The sequence below is a fragment of the Psychroflexus curvus genome, assembly GCF_020164585.1.
Lineage (GTDB): Bacteria > Bacteroidota > Bacteroidia > Flavobacteriales > Flavobacteriaceae > Psychroflexus > Psychroflexus curvus.
This window is the reverse complement of the sequence record NZ_JAIQZF010000001.1, coordinates 428953-445790: the sequence shown is the minus strand read 5'-3', so window position 1 is coordinate 445790 and position 16838 is coordinate 428953. Positions and strand designations below refer to the sequence as shown.

Here is a 16838-nt window from a genome sequence, read left to right as displayed (position 1 = left end):
GTTAGCTTTTGTCTAAAGGTATAATTATATACATGATTTAGTTATCTGCAATAACTTCAAATGTAAAATCCAAAATCACATCCCTGTGAAATCTCAATTTTGCTTCATATTGACCTAAACGCTTGATGTTTCCACCAAGAATCGTAATGTATTTTTTGTCAATATCAACTTCATGCTTTGCAAGCTCATCCTTAAGATCTGCTGTAGTGATACTTCCAAAAAGTTTATCTCCAGCTCCTGTCTTAGAAGGAATTTTAATTTCAAGATCTTTTGCTTTTTCAGCTAAAGTTTTAGCTTCGTCAACAATTTTCTTTTCTTTATATGCACGCTGCTTTAAGTTCTCTGCCAATACTTTCTTTGCTGAAGGTGTTGCTAAAACAGCAAGACCTTGAGGTATTAAAAAGTTACGACCGTATCCATTTTTCACAGACACAAGGTCATCGGCAAAACCAAGTTTATCAACGTCTTTTTTAAGTATAATTTCCATTTTTTCTGCCTTTTTATTTTAATAAATCACCTACGTATGGCATCAAAGCTAAGTGGCGAGAACGCTTAATAGCCTGAGATACTTTTCTTTGGTATTTTAAAGAGGTTCCTGTTAAACGTCTAGGTAAAATTTTACCTTGTTCGTTCACAAATTCCATCAAGAAGTCAGCATTTTTGTAATCAACATACTTGATGCCAGCTCGTTTAAAACGACAAAAACGGGTCTTACTTTTGGTTTCAATGTCTAACGGGGTTAGATATCTAATCTCACCGTCATTTTTTCCTTTCGATTGTTCTTCAATTGTTGCCATAATTACGCGCCAGTTTTAATTCGTTTAACTCGTTCTTTAGCCCAATCAATAGCATGTTTATCTAATTTAACGGTCAAATAACGCATCATTCTCTCGTCTCTTCTAAACATGACTTCTAAAGGCTCGATGGTAGTTCCATCTACTTTGTACTCAAACAAGTGGTAAAATCCACTCTTTTTGTGCTGGATTGGGTAAGCCAATTTTTTTAGGCCCCAATCTTCTTTGTTTACCATCTCTGCACCTTTCGAAACAAGAAAATCTTCGTATTTCTTTACTGTTTCCTTTATCTGGTCTTCAGATAAAACGGGATTCAAGATGAAAACAGTTTCATAATGATTCATAAATATGTGTTTTATTTTAATGTTTGCAAAAGTACAATATATTCTTAATATTGCAAACCCCTGTTAATGATATATTTTAGCTATTAAACTAAATATCAATTTCAAACTTTTATCTTTACTGAAAATTCATCTAAACACCCATGAACACTTATATCGACCACACCTTATTAAATGCTGATGCTACTCTTAAACAGATACATAACCTGTGCGAAGAAGCAATTGCTTATAAATTTGCTTCGGTTTGCATCAACTCCAGTTACGTTAAATCTGCAGCTGAAATTCTTAAAGATTCTGAAGTAAAAGTTTGTACTGTTGTTGGATTTCCGCTTGGAGCTTCGTCGACAAAAGCAAAAACTGAAGAAGCAAAACAAGCCATCGCAGATGGAGCTTCAGAAATCGATATGGTACTTCACCAAGGAAAACTGAAGTCTAAAGACTTTGCTTATGTGAAAGAAGATATTCAGGCTGTTAAAAATGCCATCGGAAATCATACCTTAAAGGTTATACTTGAAATTTGCAATCTAACCGATGAAGAAGTGGCTAAAGCTTGTCAAATTTCAGAACAGGCAGGTGCTGATTTTGTAAAAACATCCACAGGATTTGGTAGTCACGGAGCAACTTTGGAAGCCGTCAAAATCATGAAAAACAACAGTTCAGATAAAGTAAAAATAAAAGCATCTGGTGGAATAAGAGATACTGAAACTGCAAAAAAATATATTGATCTTGGTGTTTCCAGAATCGGCGCTTCTGCAGGAATCGCTATAGTAGAGGGGACTTCATCAAATTCAACCTATTAAATTAAAAAAAATGAGTGTACACATAAATGCTAAAAAAGGCGATGTCGCCGAAACTATACTTTTACCTGGTGATCCACTGAGAGCTAAGTGGATAGCCAACACTTTTCTTAAAAATCCTATTTGCTATAATGAAGTTCGCGGTATGCTTGGATATACAGGTACCTTTAAGGGCAAAAAAATATCAGTACAAGGCACAGGAATGGGAATTCCTTCCATCAGCATTTATGCACATGAATTGATTACTGAGTTTGGTGTAAAAAACCTTATAAGAGTTGGAAGTGCAGGTGCTATCAAAGAAGAGGTAAAAATGCGTGATGTGATCATAGCGATGTCGGCATCTTCTAATTCGTCTTTGAATAGAAATAGATTTAAAGGCGGTGACTTTGCCCCTACTGCAAGCTTCAAATTGTTTGATAAGGCAGTGCAAACCTCCAGAGATTTGGAGATTTCTTTTAAAGCAGGTAATGTGCTTTCTTCAGATTTATTTTATACAGATGATCCAAAAGATCATGAAATGTGGGCTGCTTATAACGTTTTATGTGTAGAAATGGAAGCCGCGGGCTTATATTCTATAGCCGCCAAACATAGTGTTAATGCTCTGGCAATATTGACGATTTCTGACTCCTTAATCACTGGTGAGAAAACTTCTGCAGGAGAACGAGAAAGCACGTTTAATCAAATGATTAAAATCGCCCTAGAGCTTGCAGACTAAAGATTCTGATCTTCAGATTTTAAAACAATCTAAAGGCTTTATGAATACGAAGTTGATGATAGACCAACTTCCAGATACAAATATCTCTGCTTTTGAATTTGAACCACTTGGAGAGGTCAGTCAAATTCAAAGTCTTCCTTATGAGGAGGCAAGAATCTTTAATTTTGTAGGAAAAAGAGCTGAGGTCTTTTTTAAAAATTATTTAAAATTATCTCCTAGATATGAAGAGATGGCTTATAGTCTGCAAATCATTGATGATAAAACAACTATCGGGGAATTCGATTTTATTTGTCGGGATGTTATTCAGGAAAAAATCATTCATACGGAGTTAATCAACAAGATTTATCTTTACGATGACAGCCTGCATGAAAATCCAGATTACTGCTGGATTGGACCCAATAGGCGAGATCGATTTATAGATAAGCTTGAAAAATTAAGATCACAACAGTTTCCTCTGCTCTATCATCCCAAAGGAGAAAATACTTTGAAAAAACTCAAGATTGACCCCTGGAAGGTCAAGCAGAAATTATGCTTTAAGGCCATTTTGTTTTTGCCAGAACACTGTAACACAAGATTTTTTGCCACCAATTTAGAAGCTGTCGCTGGCTATTTTTATACGCTTGAGGAATTTTTAAATAAAAAATGGAAACACCAATCCTTTTTTATTCCGAAGAAAATCAACTGGTTTACAGATGAAACCCAACATACCAAATGGTATTCATACTCCAAAGTTTTGCTTCAACTACAAGAATTTATGGAAAACAAGCAATCGGTGATGCTATTCCGAAGAAATAAAACCGGAGAGACTTATAAGTTTTTTGTGGTATGGTGGTGATTTTTAAGACAAAACCCTCACCTCTTCAACCTCCATATTTTCAATCGTCTCCTCTCCTATTCTATAGCGGATCAATCTCAAAGTTGGCAAACCTACTTTTGCCGTCATTTTTCGTACTTGCCTGTATTTTCCTTCTGTAAGCGTAATTGAAAGCCAGGAGGTAGCCCCGTGTTCATCTTCATTTCTGATATCTTTGGCTCGTTTAGGCAAATGGTCGGGTGGATCCATTAAGCTGACTTTGCAGGGTTTGGTCTGATAAGGCTTGCCGTAAATACTGATTTCAACTCCTTCTGAAAGTTGGTCTACATGTTCTTTTGTAGCCATGCCATCCACCTGCGCCCAATATTCTTTTTCTATTCCTGTTGATGTGATTTTATGACTGAATTTTCCATCAGTTGTCAAAAATAATAAGCCCTCAGAATCTTGATCCAGGCGACCAACAGACATGATGCCTTCAGGAAAATTACCGAGTTCGCCAAGTAGTCGTTTGTTTCGACGTCTTTTTTGGTTATTTACAAACTGACTCAGCATTCCATAAGGCTTAAAAACTTTGAATTTTTCCATTTAAATAAGTCTTAGGTTTTATATTTATGCAAAAATACAATTAAGAATATGCTGGATGAAATTAAAATAAATTACGGACATCTTTTTGAAGAAGGTCTGCTTGAGGAAATCAATGACATAGGAATAATCAAAACAGTGAAAGCTGGGGATGAACTGATACGTACAGGTCAGTATCTATCTGCAATGCCTTTACTAATTAATGGTGTCATAAAAGTGATGAGAGAGGACGAAGACGGCTTTGAACTCATGCTCTACTTTTTGGAAAAAGGAGATACTTGTGCTATGACATTTTCTTGCTGCACGGGTTCTGCAGTTAGTGAAATTAGAGCTGTGGCAGAAACAGACTCTACTTTAGTGATGATACCTGTTGAAAAAATGGAAGAATGGCTTGGAAAGTATAAATCCTGGAGGAGTTTTATCTTTGACAGTTATCACCAGCGCCTAATGGAAGTTTTAGCAACAATAGATAATATTGCCTTTAAAAAAATGGACGAAAGGTTATTAGAATATTTAAGGAACAAATCTAAGTACTATAATGATTCAGAAATTAAAGTTACCCATCAGGACATAGCTTTTGATCTTCATACCAGTCGAGTAGTTATTTCCAGACTTTTAAAGCAACTTGAAAAAACCAATCGCATAAAATTAAATAGAAATTCAATCAGATTAATTGACATTAATGCGTAACTTATGTTACTGTTGAAATTGATTAAATTATCTTCTTTTGTAATGAATTTAATGAACAACAAGGTCTTAATTTAAATACCTTACAATTAAAAAAATGATGCAAACAAAAATAATAGTACAAAACTTAAAATGTGGTGGCTGTGCCAACACTATCACTAAACATCTAAGTTCTTTTGAAGACATAAGGGATATAAATGTTGAAGCAGAACTTTCATCGGTTTCATTTTCTTATGAAAATGAAACAACACTACAGGAAGTAGAACATAAATTAAAACAACTTGGATATCCTGTTGTTGGCGACGCAAATTCTTATATGAATAAAGCAAAGTCGTTCATAAGTTGTGCTACAGGAAAAATGAATCAATAATCTAAACTATTACTATGACAATTAAGCAATATAACGATAAACCCTTGTCTCATCTTTCTTATGCGATTGTAAGCAACGGTAAGATGGCAATTGTTGATCCTGCAAGAAATCCACAGCCTTATTATGAATTTGCCGAAGAAAACAAGGCTAAAATCGTTGCTGTGTTCGAATCTCATCCACATGCTGATTTCGTAAGTAGCCATTTGCAAATTCACAAAGAAACAGGTGCTACAATTTTTGTAAGTCAACTGGTGGGTGCCGATTACCCACATAAAGCTTTTGATGAAGGTGATGAAATAAAAATGGAAGAAATCACTTTCAAATGCATACATACGCCAGGACATTCTCCAGACGGCATCACTATTCATGCTGTAGATGACGCAACAACAAAAGAAGCTATTTTTACTGGCGATACGTTGTTTATTGGTGATGTTGGTCGTCCAGATTTAAGAGAAAAAGCTGGAAACATGACTGCTAAACGAAAGGAATTGGCACAGGCGATGTATAAAACGATGACAACAAAATTTAATCATCTGTCTGATAATGTTTGGGTCTATCCTGCTCATGGTGCTGGAAGTTTATGTGGTAAAAACATGAGTGATGACACCACAAGTACTTTAGGTAATGAACGTATTGGAAACTGGGCGTTTCAAGAACAAACTGAGGAGGAGTTTGTAGAAGAAATTCTTGAAGGACAGCCATTTATACCTTCCTATTTTGGACATAATGTTGACATCAATAAAACCGGAGCAGATAATTTTAAAACTTCAGTTTCTGATATTCCAGTTCAGTTGACTGTTGAATCTTTTGATACAGATGCCCCCATAATCGATACAAGACCTCAAGAGGCTTTTAAAGCCAATCATATTTCAGGAAGTATCAATATTATGGCAAGATCTGAAAAAGACAAAATTGAAACTTGGATTGGTGCTATTATTCAACCTGAAGAAAAGTTTTATGTGGTGTTAGAATCTATTTCAGACTACAATGAAATCGTTTCAAGAATAGCAAAAGTTGGGTATGAATCTCAAATAAAAGCTGTTTTGACTCTAGGTCAAACTCAATTTAAATCTTTTGATAATTTTGATTATACCGATTTTAAACAAAATCCAGATCATTACACTATCATCGATATCAGAAATGTAAGTGAGTTTGAAGATTCTAAAAAGTTTGATTCAGCGATAAATCACCCTTTGAATGAATTAAGGGAAACTGCAAATGAAATTCCAACAGATAAACCAATATTAGTTCACTGCGCTGGTGGATACAGAAGTGCAGCTGGAAGCAGTATTATTAAGAGAATTTTACCTGAGGCTAAGGTTCACGATTTAAGTGAAAAAATTAATGATTTCAATTGATCTTTACCGTTTTTAACTACTTAAAAGACCGATGAAATCTCATCGGTCTTTTGTTTTTAGTTTAATTTGTACCTATGAAAAAAATAATATTGATCATACTTGGCTTGACCATGTTTTCCTGCATGCAGCCTTTAGAAAAAACATCTACAAAACAGAATTATGTAGTTAAGGGAACCATTAACGGTAAATTTGATGATGTTATAAAGATTGAATATGATGAACAGACAGATAGCGTAGAAATCATTAACAATACTTTTCTGTTCGAAGGCGAAGTGTCCTCCCCTAAGGCATTTCACTTTGTATTTGACTCCATTACTTCTTCTGAAGTGTTTTATCTTGAGAATGACACTTTATTATTTGACATCATCATTGATAAAGTAAGTGTTGAGGATGATTACTCCAATAGTTTTATTATCAGTCATTTAATTGGTGGAGAAACACAAAATATGAAAGCAGAAATAAGCTCTTTTTTGAAAGCAACTCCAAAATCAAAGAAAAACAGAGACCTTATCTTTAATAAGATGGATAGCTTGATTAAAGTTTATCCTAATCACGATTACCTGGGAAAAGTACTTACAGAATTAAGTATGAAACAAGACTTATTGTACCATGAAGTGAGAGGTTTGGTTTCAAAAATGAACGTTGATGAGTTAAACGCTCAGGATGTTGATATTCTAGAAAAGTACCAAGAAAAGAGACGAAATTTCCAGATTGGAAGTATAATTCCTGATTATGAGTTGATTTCCATTACTTCTGAAACTGAATACCTAAAATCTGAATTAGCAGCATATACCCTTATTCAATTCTGGAACAGCTGGTGCAAGCAATGTAAATCAGAACAAAGAGAATTATTGGAAATCTATAAAAGGTTCAATTCTGAAGGTTTTGAAATTATCGGTATTTCCTTAGATGCTAATCAAGAAGATTGGTTCACTGCGGTAAATCAGACATCTATGCCCTGGAAATCATTAAGAGTTCGAAATGGATTTACAGGAAAAATGCCAACGGAAATGGGTATATTAGATTTTCCTCAATATTATTTACTCGATCAAAATGGAAGAATTATTGAAATTAATCTGAATCTTAATGAGCTTAATAGTATTTTATTAACTTTATTTAACTAAATTTATTTTATAAATTCATCAACAAGAAAACATTATGAAACATCTTATCACATTTTTAGCTTTTGGTTTTTTCTTTTTTAGTGTAACAAATTCAAACTCTCAAAGCTTAAATCTTGGAATTAAAGCGGGAATAAACTACGCTTCTATTTCTGGCTTAGAGAGCGATAGCAGAGTAGGCTTAACAGGTGGAGCTTTTGTTGGAGCACGATTCAACGCTTTTGCTGTTCAGGCAGAAGTTCTGTTTTCTCAACAAGGGGGAGAATTTAATGAAAAAGACGTAGAAATGGATTATGCCCTGGTTCCTGTAATGTTAAAACTTCATTTCTTAAGAATTTTTAACATACAAGCTGGTCCTCAGTTCAGTTTTTTGGTCAATGAATCCGACCTTTTAAATTCTGAAAAAACAAGTAGCATTTCTGGTGCTGCTGGTATTGGCTTGAACTTAGGCTCAAAATTTATTATAGACGCAAGGTATAATTTCGGATTTAGCGATACTTATACTTTTAATGGAGCTCAAGGAAAAGATGAGTTTATTTCCGTGTCTATTGGTTATTCCTTTTTATAAGCTTAACCGAATACTGCGACTCATCGCTAAGGTTTATTCTGCGCATTTCGTAATCTGAATGTGTAAAAATGAGTTCATCTCCTCTATTTCTGGTGTTGATTTTAAATTCACCTTTGGCATTTGTCCTCGAATTCAAATCGGTTCCCATCACCTGAACCAGAACGTTTTCGACAGGAATTCCATTGGTGTTTGAAACGTTTCCTGTTATGAGGTTGCTATCTTTCCCACAAGAAAGAAAAGAGATAGTCAGCATCAATAAAATAACTTTTTTCATAGTATTATTGTAATAAATAGTTATTGGATTTTATGACACGAATATACAGTTTACTTTTCATCTTCTGCGTTTGTTTCAGTATGCAGTCTCAATTGTTGTCCGGTGAAAAGAATCAATTTAGCAGAGCAGATACCTTACGCGGTAGTCTTCGTCCAGAGCGCACAAGTTTTGACGTCTTGTCCTATAATTTGGACATCAAACTCAATCCAGAAGAACGATTCATAAGTGGTTTTAATAAAATTGAATTTCAGGTTTTAAAGAAAACGCCTAGAATTCAACTGGATTTGTTTCAAAATATGAAAATTGACTCTATCGTATTCAACTCGGAAAATCTGACTTACGAAAGAGATGAAAATGCAGTTTTTATAGACTTTAAAAACCCCTTGAAGAAAGGAACAACAGCGAGTCTAACTTTTTTCTATTCAGGTTATCCGGTTGTTGCTAAGAATGCTCCCTGGGATGGCGGGTTTGTCTTTTCTGAAGATAAAAGTGGAAAGCCTTTTATTGCAGTTGCTGTCCAAGGAACAGGAGCTAGTCTTTGGTATCCCAATAAAGACCACCAGAGCGATGAACCAGACTCTGCAGATATCAAAGTGAGTGTTCCCAACGGACTTATGAATGTGTCTAACGGAAGACTTATAGAGGACATCCCATTAAAAAATGGCTATACCAAATGGCACTGGAGGGTAGAACATCCTATCAATAATTACAATATCACTCTAAATGTAGCTGATTACGCCCATTTTGAGGATAAATACGAAGAGCTCACATTAGATTATTATGTTTTAAAAGAAAATTTCGAAAAGGCTAAAAAGCAATTCCAGCAGGTCAAGCCTATGATGGAATGTTTCTATGCAAAATTTGGTGAGTATCCCTTTCAGGAAGACGGTTTCAAACTTGTTGAAACCCCATATTTAGGTATGGAACACCAAAGTGCAGTTGCTTATGGAAATGGATATCAAAATGGGTATCTGGGCAATGATATGTCAAATACTGGTGTTGGTTTAAAATGGGACTTTATCATCATTCATGAATCTGCTCATGAATGGTTTGGCAACTCAGTCTCTGCTGCAGATATTGCAGATATGTGGATTCATGAGAGTTTTACAGCCTATGCAGAATCCGTGTATGTGGAATGTCAATATGGAAAAAAAGAAGCTATTACTTATCTTTATGGCTTAAGAAATATCATCGCTAATGATAGACCTGTTATTGGAGAGTATGGGATGAATCATGAAGGATCTGGAGATATGTATTACAAAGGAGCTAATATGCTGAATACATTGAGAAGCACGATTAATGACGACCAAAAATGGTGGTCACTTTTGAAAGGGTTTCACGAAACTTTCAAATATAAAACCATAAGTGCAGGTGATGTGATTGAGTTTTATAATAAAAGCACTGAGCTTAATCTAGAGCCTATTTTTCATCAGTATCTCAACTATGCTGACATTCCAGAATTACAACTTAAATTTGATGAGAGCAATCGGTTATTCATGCGCTGGGAAACCGATGTTGAAAATTTTGTAATGCCTATTGAATTTCAAAATTCATCAAAGAAAAATATTAGAAGAGAAAATATTACAAATCAATGGAAATTAATCAATATTGAATTGATAAATATTGAAGAATTGGCTATCAATAAGTTTGGGTACTACATCAATATCAAGAAAATAAATGAGTGAGTAAATCTAACTCATCAATTTTGATAAAGTTTTCTTTCTATTAATTTTTCCTGAATCAGTTTCTTCAAATTTGTTAACCAGGTAGATATGTTTTGGTTTTTCGTACTTATCAAAGCTGGATAAGTTATCTACGGCCTCTCTTATATCGCTCAAAAATTTTTCGCTTTGAGGCGCTTCAATAAATAAGACTACCTGTTCTCCTAAAGAGTCGTGAGCCAGTCCAGCAATAAAAAACCTATGAGTTATAAGTTTCTGCAGTTTTTCCTCAACCGTTTCTGGAAATATTTTGACACCACCAGAATTAATCACATTGTCTAATCTGCCTTTCCAAAAAAACTTTTTATAGGTCAGTACGTCTACAATATCGTTAGTCACCAATTCATGTTCCAATATTTTTGGCGCTTTAATAACTAAACAATTGTCCTCATTCTGCGATACACTCACGTTAGGTAAAGCTTTGAAAGGTCTTTTGTCGTTATGATTCGTTTTAGGATTTAATTTTCTGGCTGCTATGTGTGAAATAGTTTCCGTCATACCGTAAACCTCATAAATTTTGGTTGGTATGCCTTGAATTATCCCGATTAGGTTTTCAGGAAAAGCAGCACCACCAACTATTAATTTCTTTACCAAATGAAGTCTTCCTAAAGAATTATCTACCTGAAAAGGAGTCATCGCACAAAAATCGTAAGTTTTAAAAAGATCATCCAGTGGATTTGATTTTGGTTCTACAATGTCCAAATCCCAACCCAGTACCATAGCTCTTACAAGCATCATACGACCTCCAATATAATCTGCAGGTAAACAAAGCAATGCTTTTGTTCCTTCGTTCACTTTGAAAAACTTACCTGTAGCCAAAGCACTGTTTACCATTTTTTGTTTGTCGATAAAGTAGGTTTTAGGATTTCCCGTAGAGCCAGAGGTTCGAACTTTTATACTGTCATAGTCATCATTGAGCCAATCCAGTAAGAAGTTACCTATCTGCTCTTCAAAAGGCTCACCCTCTTTTACATAACTGTAAGCCACTGAATACAATTCAGTTTTATTAAAATGATGCCCGTTAATTTTAAAAAGGGGATGTATTTCAAGTGAATGATCAATCATAAGTTATTGTTTAACTATAGGTATATCAATACTAAATATTAAAAAAATAAAAATCAATATTAATATGTTAAATTATCATTATGAGATAGTATCTGCTACTTCAACTTTACCAAATAGCTTCGATTTCCAGTTTTTCCAGTTGTAAGCCTTGGCCATGATGAATAAATAAATGGGATAGATGATAAGAACGGGAATCAGGACATCAAAACCAACAGAAGGTTCTGCTATGTAAATCAATATTGATTCTGTCTGAAAAGCAGTCCAATCTGCAGTCACCAACAAGGCTGTTATTAAGTTATTTCCAGCATGAAAACCTATTGACAACTCTAATCCTTCATCCATCAACGCCATAATACCAAGCAAAAATCCTGTGCCGATATAACTTACCATAATCACATAACCCAGTTTTCCTACCTCTGGATTACCTAAGTGTAAAAGTCCAAAGCCTACTGATGTGAAAATAAGAGGTATCCATCTGTTTTTGAAAATTATACCTAAACCTTGCATGAAATAACCTCTAAAATATAGCTCTTCAAAAGTGGTTTGAATAGGTACCATGATAATACCAATAGCTGCTAAAATCAAAAACTGATTCCAGTTCAGATTCCATAAATAGGCTTCTGAATTTAATTCGTAATCTATAATAGTCATTGCTATGATAAAAAAACCTACGATACTAAATCCTACCAATACGCGTTTCCAATCAAACTTTGCACGAGTAGTCAACAAATCTTTAAATTTTTGATTATGAAAAAATTTTACAATGAGCCAGACGCCAAAAAAGCCTGCTACAAAAGACAACAACATCAGAAAAAAAGTAAGATTGGAATCTAAAGTTCCCATCAAAGTTTTATAATTTCCTAGACTAGATAAATCTCCACCATCCACAGCTATTTTGTAACTGACTGCGCCTATAAACGGAATGGTTCCCACTTGCCAAATGATAAATATTAAAAAAGCTCCGACAACATACCTCCACCATTCATGATGACCTTTTGCTGCTAATGCTATGTAATCTCTCATAAATTAAATTTGTTTTCCCAGTTGAGTTTAGGATGATACATGATTTTCTCACCTTCGATAGTGAGCGGACTTTCAACATTATTGGTATAAAGTCCTCCGGTGCCAAGCCCTTGTGGCATTTCGTTATTTTGAATAAAGGTAAACTGAGCTATGGCATTAAGCCCTATGTTGCTTTCTAAAGCACTTGTGATCCACCAATCAATTTTATGCTGTTTTGCCAAATCAATCCACTCTTTAGACCCCTGAAATCCACCAATAAGGCTGGGCTTTAAAATAATGTACTGTGGTTTTATGGTTAGTAGGGCTTCGGTCTTATTTGTTACCTCTTTAAGACCGATTAATTCTTCATCCAGAGCTATAGGCAAAGGTGTTTGTTCACAAAGCCTTGCCATGTCAAGCCATTGCCCTTGAGCGATAGGCTGTTCTATGCTATGCAAATCAAATTTGCTCAGGCGTTCAAGCTTATCTAAAGCATTGTCAGGAGAAAAAGCGCCATTGGCATCTACACGTAATTCTATATCAGAAGCTGGAAATTCGCTGCGGATATAACTGAGTAATTCCAATTCTGATTCAAAATCAATAGCTCCTATTTTGAGTTTAATACAGCTAAATCCTTGTTTAATTTTATCCTGAATCTGACTTTTCATAAAGGCTTTCTCTCCCATCCAGATCAATCCGTTGATGACCATTCCTTTTTTCCCATCGGTAAATTCTGAAGGAAATAAAACATAAGGATGAGCTGAAGTGAAGGATTGAAAAGCCATTTCCAATCCAAATTGAATAGAAGGGAACTCTTTTAATTTTGAGTAGAGCGTTTCAAGTCCTAAATGTATGTTTTCGCAGGTCCACTTTAGAGTTTTTTCATAGTCTTCCCTATCATCTATGCTTAAGCCTTTGAGAAGACCGCACTCACCTATTCCTAGGCTCTCTTTTGTCTCAAGTTTAATGAACCAGGATTCCTTAGTTTTTAAAACGCCTCGAGAAGTTCCGCTAGGTCGCTTAAATTCTAAAGTATGCTTAAAATAAGATGCTTTCATTTTGAAATTTTGGTGAAAAATTAAAAAAGCCAATCTACTAGGAGTGGCTTTTTTAAATATTAAGTTTCGATAGGTTTGTAATCTATCTAACCAGTTTTTTATACTTAATTCGTTTTGGCATCGTATCTCCGCCAAGACGTTTTTTCTTGTTTTCTTCGTAATCACTAAAGCTCCCTTCGAAGAAATAAACTTCAGAATTTCCTTCAAAAGCCAGAATGTGAGTACAAATCCTATCTAAGAACCATCTGTCGTGAGAAATCACAACTGCACATCCTGCAAAATTTTCCAAACCTTCTTCCAAAGCCCGAAGTGTGTTCACATCTAGGTCATTGGTTGGCTCATCCAGTAAAAGCACGTTTCCTTCTTCTTTCAAGGTCATTGCCAGATGAAGTCTGTTTCGCTCTCCGCCAGAAAGCTTATCCACTTTTTTGTTTTGTTCACTTCCATTGAAATTAAATCGGCTTAAATAGGCTCGAGAGTTGACCTTCTTTCCGCCCATCATTACTAAATCCTGACCTTCACTGAAGTTTTCCCAAATGGACTTGCTTGGATCAATATTAGAGTGCGCCTGATCGACGTAAGCGATTTTAGCGGTTTCTCCAACGATAAATTCGCCTTTGTCTGGCTCGATTTCACCCATAATCATTTTGAAAATCGTGGTTTTACCAGCTCCATTAGGACCGATAACTCCAACAATTCCAGCTTGTGGTAAATTGAAATTTAAATTCTCATACAAAAGCTTATCATCAAATGCTTTGCTAACGCCCCTGGCATCGATGACGTTTGTTCCCAGGCGCGGACCGTTAGGAATATAGATTTCGAGCTTTTCATCAAGTTTATCCTGATCCTGACTCATCAATTTGTCGTAGTTATTCAGCCTTGCTTTTTGTTTGGACTGACGCCCTTTTGGAGCCATCTTCACCCATTCTAATTCGCGTTCCAGAGTCTTCTGACGTTTACTGGCTTGTTTTTGCTCCTGAGCCATTCGCTTAGATTTTTGGTCTAACCATGAGGAATAATTTCCTTTCCAAGGTATGCCTTCACCTCTATCCAATTCCAAAATCCAGCCTGCTACATTGTCAAGGAAATATCTATCGTGAGTTACAGCGATTACGGTTCCTTTGTACTGTTGCAGGTGATGTTCCAGCCAGTGTACAGATTCTGCATCCAAGTGGTTGGTAGGCTCATCCAGTAAAAGAACGTCTGGTTCCTGTAATAATAAACGACAAAGTGCTACTCTACGTTTTTCACCACCAGAAAGACTTTCTATTTTCTGGTCAGAAGGTGGAGTTCTAAGCGCATCCATGGCCACTTCCAGTTTGTTATCAAGCTCCCATGCATTGGTCGCATCAATTTTATCTTGAAGGATGGCTTGTCTGTCCATGAGTTTCTGCATTTTATCTGCATCCTCATAAACTTCTGGCAATCCAAAATCATCATTGATTTTGTTGTATTCGTCCAAAATAGCCACGACATCAGAGACCCCTTCCTTAACGATGTCAAGAACGGTTTTTTCTGGATCTAACTCTGGCTCCTGTTCCAGATAACCAACAGAATAATCTTGTGAAAACACAACATCCCCCTGGTAATTTTTTTCTATTCCGGCAATAATTTTCATCAAAGTGGATTTCCCCGAACCATTAAGTCCAAGAATACCAATCTTTGCACCGTAGAAAAAACTAAGGTATATGTTTTTTAGTACAGGCTTATCTTCACCTGGATACGTTTTGGATACTCCCGACATGGAGAATATCACTTTTTTATCGTCTGCCATTAATTTTATTTTAAATTAAACTCTTCCTTTTAGCGCGTTAAATACCCAGGCAATTGCAAAGAAACCAATACCTACCGACACAAAACCCCAGCCAGCAATCTCGTTATATCTAAAAGCACCAAGGGCTATAAGCCCCAAACCTACAATCACCATAATGAAAGTCGCCCACGCTAAAACTGTATTTTTATTCATTAATCTCGTTTTTGTTATTTACAAAATTACGAAAACGATTTTTAATGTTGCTTACCTATTAAATCTTTATGCTTAACTTGAATATGAAAACGTTTCAGTTGTCTTTACAAAATGGATTTAAGCCTCAGTTTAAAATGACACTTTAATTATCTATCCTTTTATTACAAGATAAACCTTGTCACTTTTTCATATAAGCCATTTCAATGAAAATTGTCAAATTTCTTTCCTTCCTCGTTTTAGTTGTTTTAACTCGCTCCTGTGGCTCAAGAAAACTGCCAGAGCATTGGTTAAAATCTATGAAAATCAACTGAGTTTGGTAAATGAAAATTATTAAATCAATGCTTACGACAATCCCTCTATGTCCTTACACACGAAGGCATAGATCAGTTTTTGATATTCATATACCACTTTCCGTAACTTACGTAAATCTAAAGTTAATAGATAAAGAGATATTGTAGTTAAGCTATAAGATTGATGACGTCTTATTCAAAGACGATTTAAGGGAAAGCATAAAAACGGTGCGTTTTACTTTTCTAATGAATGCGGTTTAAATGGCATTCCATTTATTATTCTATCTAGAGTTAACCAATTTGAGCGTTTGATGATGGGAAGTGATGATAATCTAATTTTAGAACATTTCGATGAAAAAAGTGTCAAGTCTACTGAGTTCTGTTGAAGAAATCTGTTTTTGGGAGTCTTACTATTATGAACGCTTATACAAAGGTGTCCATATCGGTAAGGAAGGGAACATAATTGAATAAAAAACTGTCTCAAAAACATTAAATTGCCTTCCTGAACCTGCCTAACTGCATCAAGCAGTCAGGTTTATTTCAGAATCTAACTTAAGATAGACACTGAAACAAGTTCAGTGTGACAAAATTTTGGTTTTGAGACAATTTCTAAATTTATTTCGATAAAGCTTAATAAGAAGTCGTTCTTAAGTAAGGCTTGATTTCTTTATAATCAGGAAACTTTTCTTTTGCTTCTTCATCGCTTACAGATGGAGAAATAATAGCATCATCCCCTTGTTTCCAATCTGCCGGAGTGGCCAGTTTATGATCGGCTGTTAATTGTAAACTATCGATAACTCTCAACAATTCATTGAAATTTCTACCCGTTGAAGGTGGGTACGTCAATGTCAACTTTATTTTTTTATCAGGTCCAATCACAAAAACCGATCGCACTGTCGCTTTTTCAGAGGCATTAGGATGAATCATGTCGTATAACTCCGCTACTTTTCTATCCTCATCGGCAATAATTGGAAAATTGACAGTTGTATTCTGTGTTTCGTTGATGTCTTTAATCCATTCGTGATGATCTTTTACAGAATCGACACTCAAGGCAATCACTTTCACGCCTCTCCTGTCAAATTCATCTTTCAATTGAGCAGTTCTGCCCAATTCTGTCGTACAAACTGGTGTAAAGTCTGCAGGATGAGAATAGATAATTCCCCAACTATCACCTAACCAATCGTGAAATGAAATTTCCCCTTCTGAGGTTTGTTGTGTGAAATCTGGAGCTGTATCTCCTAATCTTAAATGTGCCATAATTAGAATATTTATTTTATTAATAATCAATGATTAAATTATAAAACTCAATCAGGCT

Annotated in this window: 20 protein-coding genes; 9 read left to right on the top strand and 11 right to left on the bottom strand. The window is 35.3% G+C overall.

Going from position 1 to position 16838, the window contains the following annotated elements; genetic code table 11:
* Positions 1–37: 37 nt before the first annotated feature.
* From rplI to rpsF, 3 genes are read right to left on the bottom strand one after another with little or no spacing between them, the layout of a single operon-like run.
* Entirely contained in the window at positions 38–487 is a 450-nt protein-coding gene (gene rplI, locus LB450_RS01940; RefSeq protein WP_224486162.1) for a 50S ribosomal protein L9, read from the bottom strand.
* A gap of 13 nt (positions 488–500) precedes the next feature.
* Positions 501–797 carry a 30S ribosomal protein S18 gene (rpsR, locus tag LB450_RS01935; RefSeq protein ID WP_003438584.1) on the bottom strand — a complete coding sequence of 99 codons (297 nt, stop codon included), beginning with the start codon at positions 795–797 and terminating at the stop codon, positions 501–503.
* 2 nt (positions 798–799) lie between these two features.
* Positions 800–1138 (bottom strand): 30S ribosomal protein S6, encoded by a 339-nt coding sequence (rpsF, locus tag LB450_RS01930; RefSeq protein WP_224486161.1) that lies wholly within the window; start codon positions 1136–1138, stop codon positions 800–802.
* 140 nt (positions 1139–1278) lie between these two features.
* On the opposite strand from rpsF, the gene deoC reads away from it, so the two are divergent.
* From deoC to LB450_RS01915, 3 genes are read left to right on the top strand one after another with little or no spacing between them, the layout of a single operon-like run.
* Positions 1279–1935: a deoxyribose-phosphate aldolase gene (gene deoC, locus LB450_RS01925; protein WP_224486160.1), complete on the top strand. Its 657-nt coding sequence runs from the start codon at positions 1279–1281 to the stop codon at positions 1933–1935.
* A gap of 10 nt (positions 1936–1945) precedes the next feature.
* Positions 1946–2647 (top strand): purine-nucleoside phosphorylase, encoded by a 702-nt coding sequence (gene deoD, locus LB450_RS01920; protein ID WP_224486159.1) that lies wholly within the window; start codon positions 1946–1948, stop codon positions 2645–2647.
* Positions 2637–3482 carry a DUF1853 family protein gene (locus LB450_RS01915; RefSeq protein WP_224486158.1) on the top strand — a complete coding sequence of 282 codons (846 nt, stop codon included), beginning with the start codon at positions 2637–2639 and terminating at the stop codon, positions 3480–3482. Before deoD ends, LB450_RS01915 begins: the two co-directional genes overlap by 11 nt.
* Positions 3483–3485: 3 nt before the next feature.
* Here LB450_RS01915 and LB450_RS01910 read toward each other — a convergent pair whose 3' ends face one another.
* Positions 3486–4046 carry a pseudouridine synthase gene (locus tag LB450_RS01910; protein WP_224486157.1) on the bottom strand — a complete coding sequence of 187 codons (561 nt, stop codon included), beginning with the start codon at positions 4044–4046 and terminating at the stop codon, positions 3486–3488.
* A 48-nt stretch (positions 4047–4094) separates the two neighbouring features.
* On the opposite strand from LB450_RS01910, the gene LB450_RS01905 reads away from it, so the two are divergent.
* The 5 genes from LB450_RS01905 to LB450_RS01885 all read left to right on the top strand — a co-directional run bounded on the left by LB450_RS01905 (position 4095) and on the right by LB450_RS01885 (position 8147).
* Complete coding sequence (locus tag LB450_RS01905; protein WP_224486156.1) at positions 4095–4733, top strand: Crp/Fnr family transcriptional regulator; 639 nt, start codon at positions 4095–4097, stop codon at positions 4731–4733.
* 94 nt (positions 4734–4827) lie between these two features.
* Positions 4828–5100 carry a heavy-metal-associated domain-containing protein gene (locus tag LB450_RS01900; RefSeq protein WP_322962458.1) on the top strand — a complete coding sequence of 91 codons (273 nt, stop codon included), beginning with the start codon at positions 4828–4830 and terminating at the stop codon, positions 5098–5100.
* Positions 5101–5114: 14 nt separating this feature from the next.
* Positions 5115–6458, top strand: a complete 1344-nt coding sequence (locus LB450_RS01895) for an MBL fold metallo-hydrolase (RefSeq protein ID WP_224486155.1) — start codon at positions 5115–5117, stop codon at positions 6456–6458.
* A gap of 74 nt (positions 6459–6532) precedes the next feature.
* Positions 6533–7582 carry a thioredoxin-like domain-containing protein gene (locus tag LB450_RS01890; protein ID WP_224486154.1) on the top strand — a complete coding sequence of 350 codons (1050 nt, stop codon included), beginning with the start codon at positions 6533–6535 and terminating at the stop codon, positions 7580–7582.
* Between the two features lie 34 nt (positions 7583–7616).
* A complete protein-coding gene (locus LB450_RS01885; protein ID WP_224486153.1) occupies positions 7617–8147 on the top strand; it encodes a porin family protein in 531 nt (176 codons plus the stop codon).
* On the opposite strand, the gene LB450_RS01880 is transcribed toward LB450_RS01885, so the two are convergent.
* Positions 8125–8421: a carboxypeptidase-like regulatory domain-containing protein gene (locus tag LB450_RS01880; RefSeq protein ID WP_224486152.1), complete on the bottom strand. Its 297-nt coding sequence runs from the start codon at positions 8419–8421 to the stop codon at positions 8125–8127. The genes LB450_RS01885 and LB450_RS01880 overlap by 23 nt on opposite strands.
* A 32-nt stretch (positions 8422–8453) precedes the next feature.
* Here LB450_RS01880 and LB450_RS01875 point away from each other — a divergent pair, with 32 nt between their 5' ends.
* Positions 8454–10106, top strand: a complete 1653-nt coding sequence (locus LB450_RS01875) for a M1 family metallopeptidase (protein ID WP_224486151.1) — start codon at positions 8454–8456, stop codon at positions 10104–10106.
* A 6-nt stretch (positions 10107–10112) separates the two neighbouring features.
* Here the strand turns inward: LB450_RS01875 and LB450_RS01870 are convergent, their stop codons facing one another.
* The 6 genes from LB450_RS01870 to LB450_RS01845 all read right to left on the bottom strand — a co-directional run bounded on the left by LB450_RS01870 (position 10113) and on the right by LB450_RS01845 (position 16780).
* Positions 10113–11207: an AMP-binding protein gene (locus tag LB450_RS01870; RefSeq protein ID WP_224486150.1), complete on the bottom strand. Its 1095-nt coding sequence runs from the start codon at positions 11205–11207 to the stop codon at positions 10113–10115.
* A gap of 78 nt (positions 11208–11285) precedes the next feature.
* A complete protein-coding gene (locus LB450_RS01865) occupies positions 11286–12230 on the bottom strand; it encodes a CPBP family intramembrane glutamic endopeptidase (protein ID WP_224486149.1) in 945 nt (314 codons plus the stop codon).
* Entirely contained in the window at positions 12227–13267 is a 1041-nt protein-coding gene (locus LB450_RS01860; RefSeq protein WP_224486148.1) for an o-succinylbenzoate synthase, read from the bottom strand. Before LB450_RS01860 ends, LB450_RS01865 begins: the two co-directional genes overlap by 4 nt.
* An 82-nt stretch (positions 13268–13349) precedes the next feature.
* On the bottom strand, positions 13350–15041 hold the full coding sequence (gene ettA / locus LB450_RS01855) for an energy-dependent translational throttle protein EttA (RefSeq protein WP_224486147.1): 1692 nt from the start codon (positions 15039–15041) through the stop codon (positions 13350–13352).
* 15 nt (positions 15042–15056) lie between these two features.
* On the bottom strand, positions 15057–15233 hold the full coding sequence (locus tag LB450_RS01850; RefSeq protein WP_224486146.1) for a CAL67264 family membrane protein: 177 nt from the start codon (positions 15231–15233) through the stop codon (positions 15057–15059).
* 920 nt (positions 15234–16153) lie between these two features.
* Positions 16154–16780: a peroxiredoxin gene (locus LB450_RS01845; protein ID WP_224486145.1), complete on the bottom strand. Its 627-nt coding sequence runs from the start codon at positions 16778–16780 to the stop codon at positions 16154–16156.
* Positions 16781–16838 lie beyond the last annotated feature (58 nt).

Coding starts and splice junctions, on each gene's coding strand:
- rplI (WP_224486162.1), bottom strand. CDS start 487: ATGGAAATTATACTTAAAAAAGACGTTGATAAACTTGGTTTTGCCGAT.
- rpsR (WP_003438584.1), bottom strand. CDS start 797: ATGGCAACAATTGAAGAACAATCGAAAGGAAAAAATGACGGTGAGATT.
- rpsF (WP_224486161.1), bottom strand. CDS start 1,138: ATGAATCATTATGAAACTGTTTTCATCTTGAATCCCGTTTTATCTGAA.
- deoC (WP_224486160.1), top strand. CDS start 1,279: ATGAACACTTATATCGACCACACCTTATTAAATGCTGATGCTACTCTT.
- deoD (WP_224486159.1), top strand. CDS start 1,946: ATGAGTGTACACATAAATGCTAAAAAAGGCGATGTCGCCGAAACTATA.
- LB450_RS01910 (WP_224486157.1), bottom strand. CDS start 4,046: ATGGAAAAATTCAAAGTTTTTAAGCCTTATGGAATGCTGAGTCAGTTT.
- LB450_RS01905 (WP_224486156.1), top strand. CDS start 4,095: ATGCTGGATGAAATTAAAATAAATTACGGACATCTTTTTGAAGAAGGT.
- LB450_RS01900 (WP_322962458.1), top strand. CDS start 4,828: ATGATGCAAACAAAAATAATAGTACAAAACTTAAAATGTGGTGGCTGT.
- LB450_RS01895 (WP_224486155.1), top strand. CDS start 5,115: ATGACAATTAAGCAATATAACGATAAACCCTTGTCTCATCTTTCTTAT.
- LB450_RS01890 (WP_224486154.1), top strand. CDS start 6,533: ATGAAAAAAATAATATTGATCATACTTGGCTTGACCATGTTTTCCTGC.
- LB450_RS01885 (WP_224486153.1), top strand. CDS start 7,617: ATGAAACATCTTATCACATTTTTAGCTTTTGGTTTTTTCTTTTTTAGT.
- LB450_RS01880 (WP_224486152.1), bottom strand. CDS start 8,421: ATGAAAAAAGTTATTTTATTGATGCTGACTATCTCTTTTCTTTCTTGT.
- LB450_RS01875 (WP_224486151.1), top strand. CDS start 8,454: ATGACACGAATATACAGTTTACTTTTCATCTTCTGCGTTTGTTTCAGT.
- LB450_RS01870 (WP_224486150.1), bottom strand. CDS start 11,207: ATGATTGATCATTCACTTGAAATACATCCCCTTTTTAAAATTAACGGG.
- LB450_RS01865 (WP_224486149.1), bottom strand. CDS start 12,230: ATGAGAGATTACATAGCATTAGCAGCAAAAGGTCATCATGAATGGTGG.
- LB450_RS01860 (WP_224486148.1), bottom strand. CDS start 13,267: ATGAAAGCATCTTATTTTAAGCATACTTTAGAATTTAAGCGACCTAGC.
- ettA (WP_224486147.1), bottom strand. CDS start 15,041: ATGGCAGACGATAAAAAAGTGATATTCTCCATGTCGGGAGTATCCAAA.
- LB450_RS01850 (WP_224486146.1), bottom strand. CDS start 15,233: ATGAATAAAAATACAGTTTTAGCGTGGGCGACTTTCATTATGGTGATT.
- LB450_RS01845 (WP_224486145.1), bottom strand. CDS start 16,780: ATGGCACATTTAAGATTAGGAGATACAGCTCCAGATTTCACACAACAA.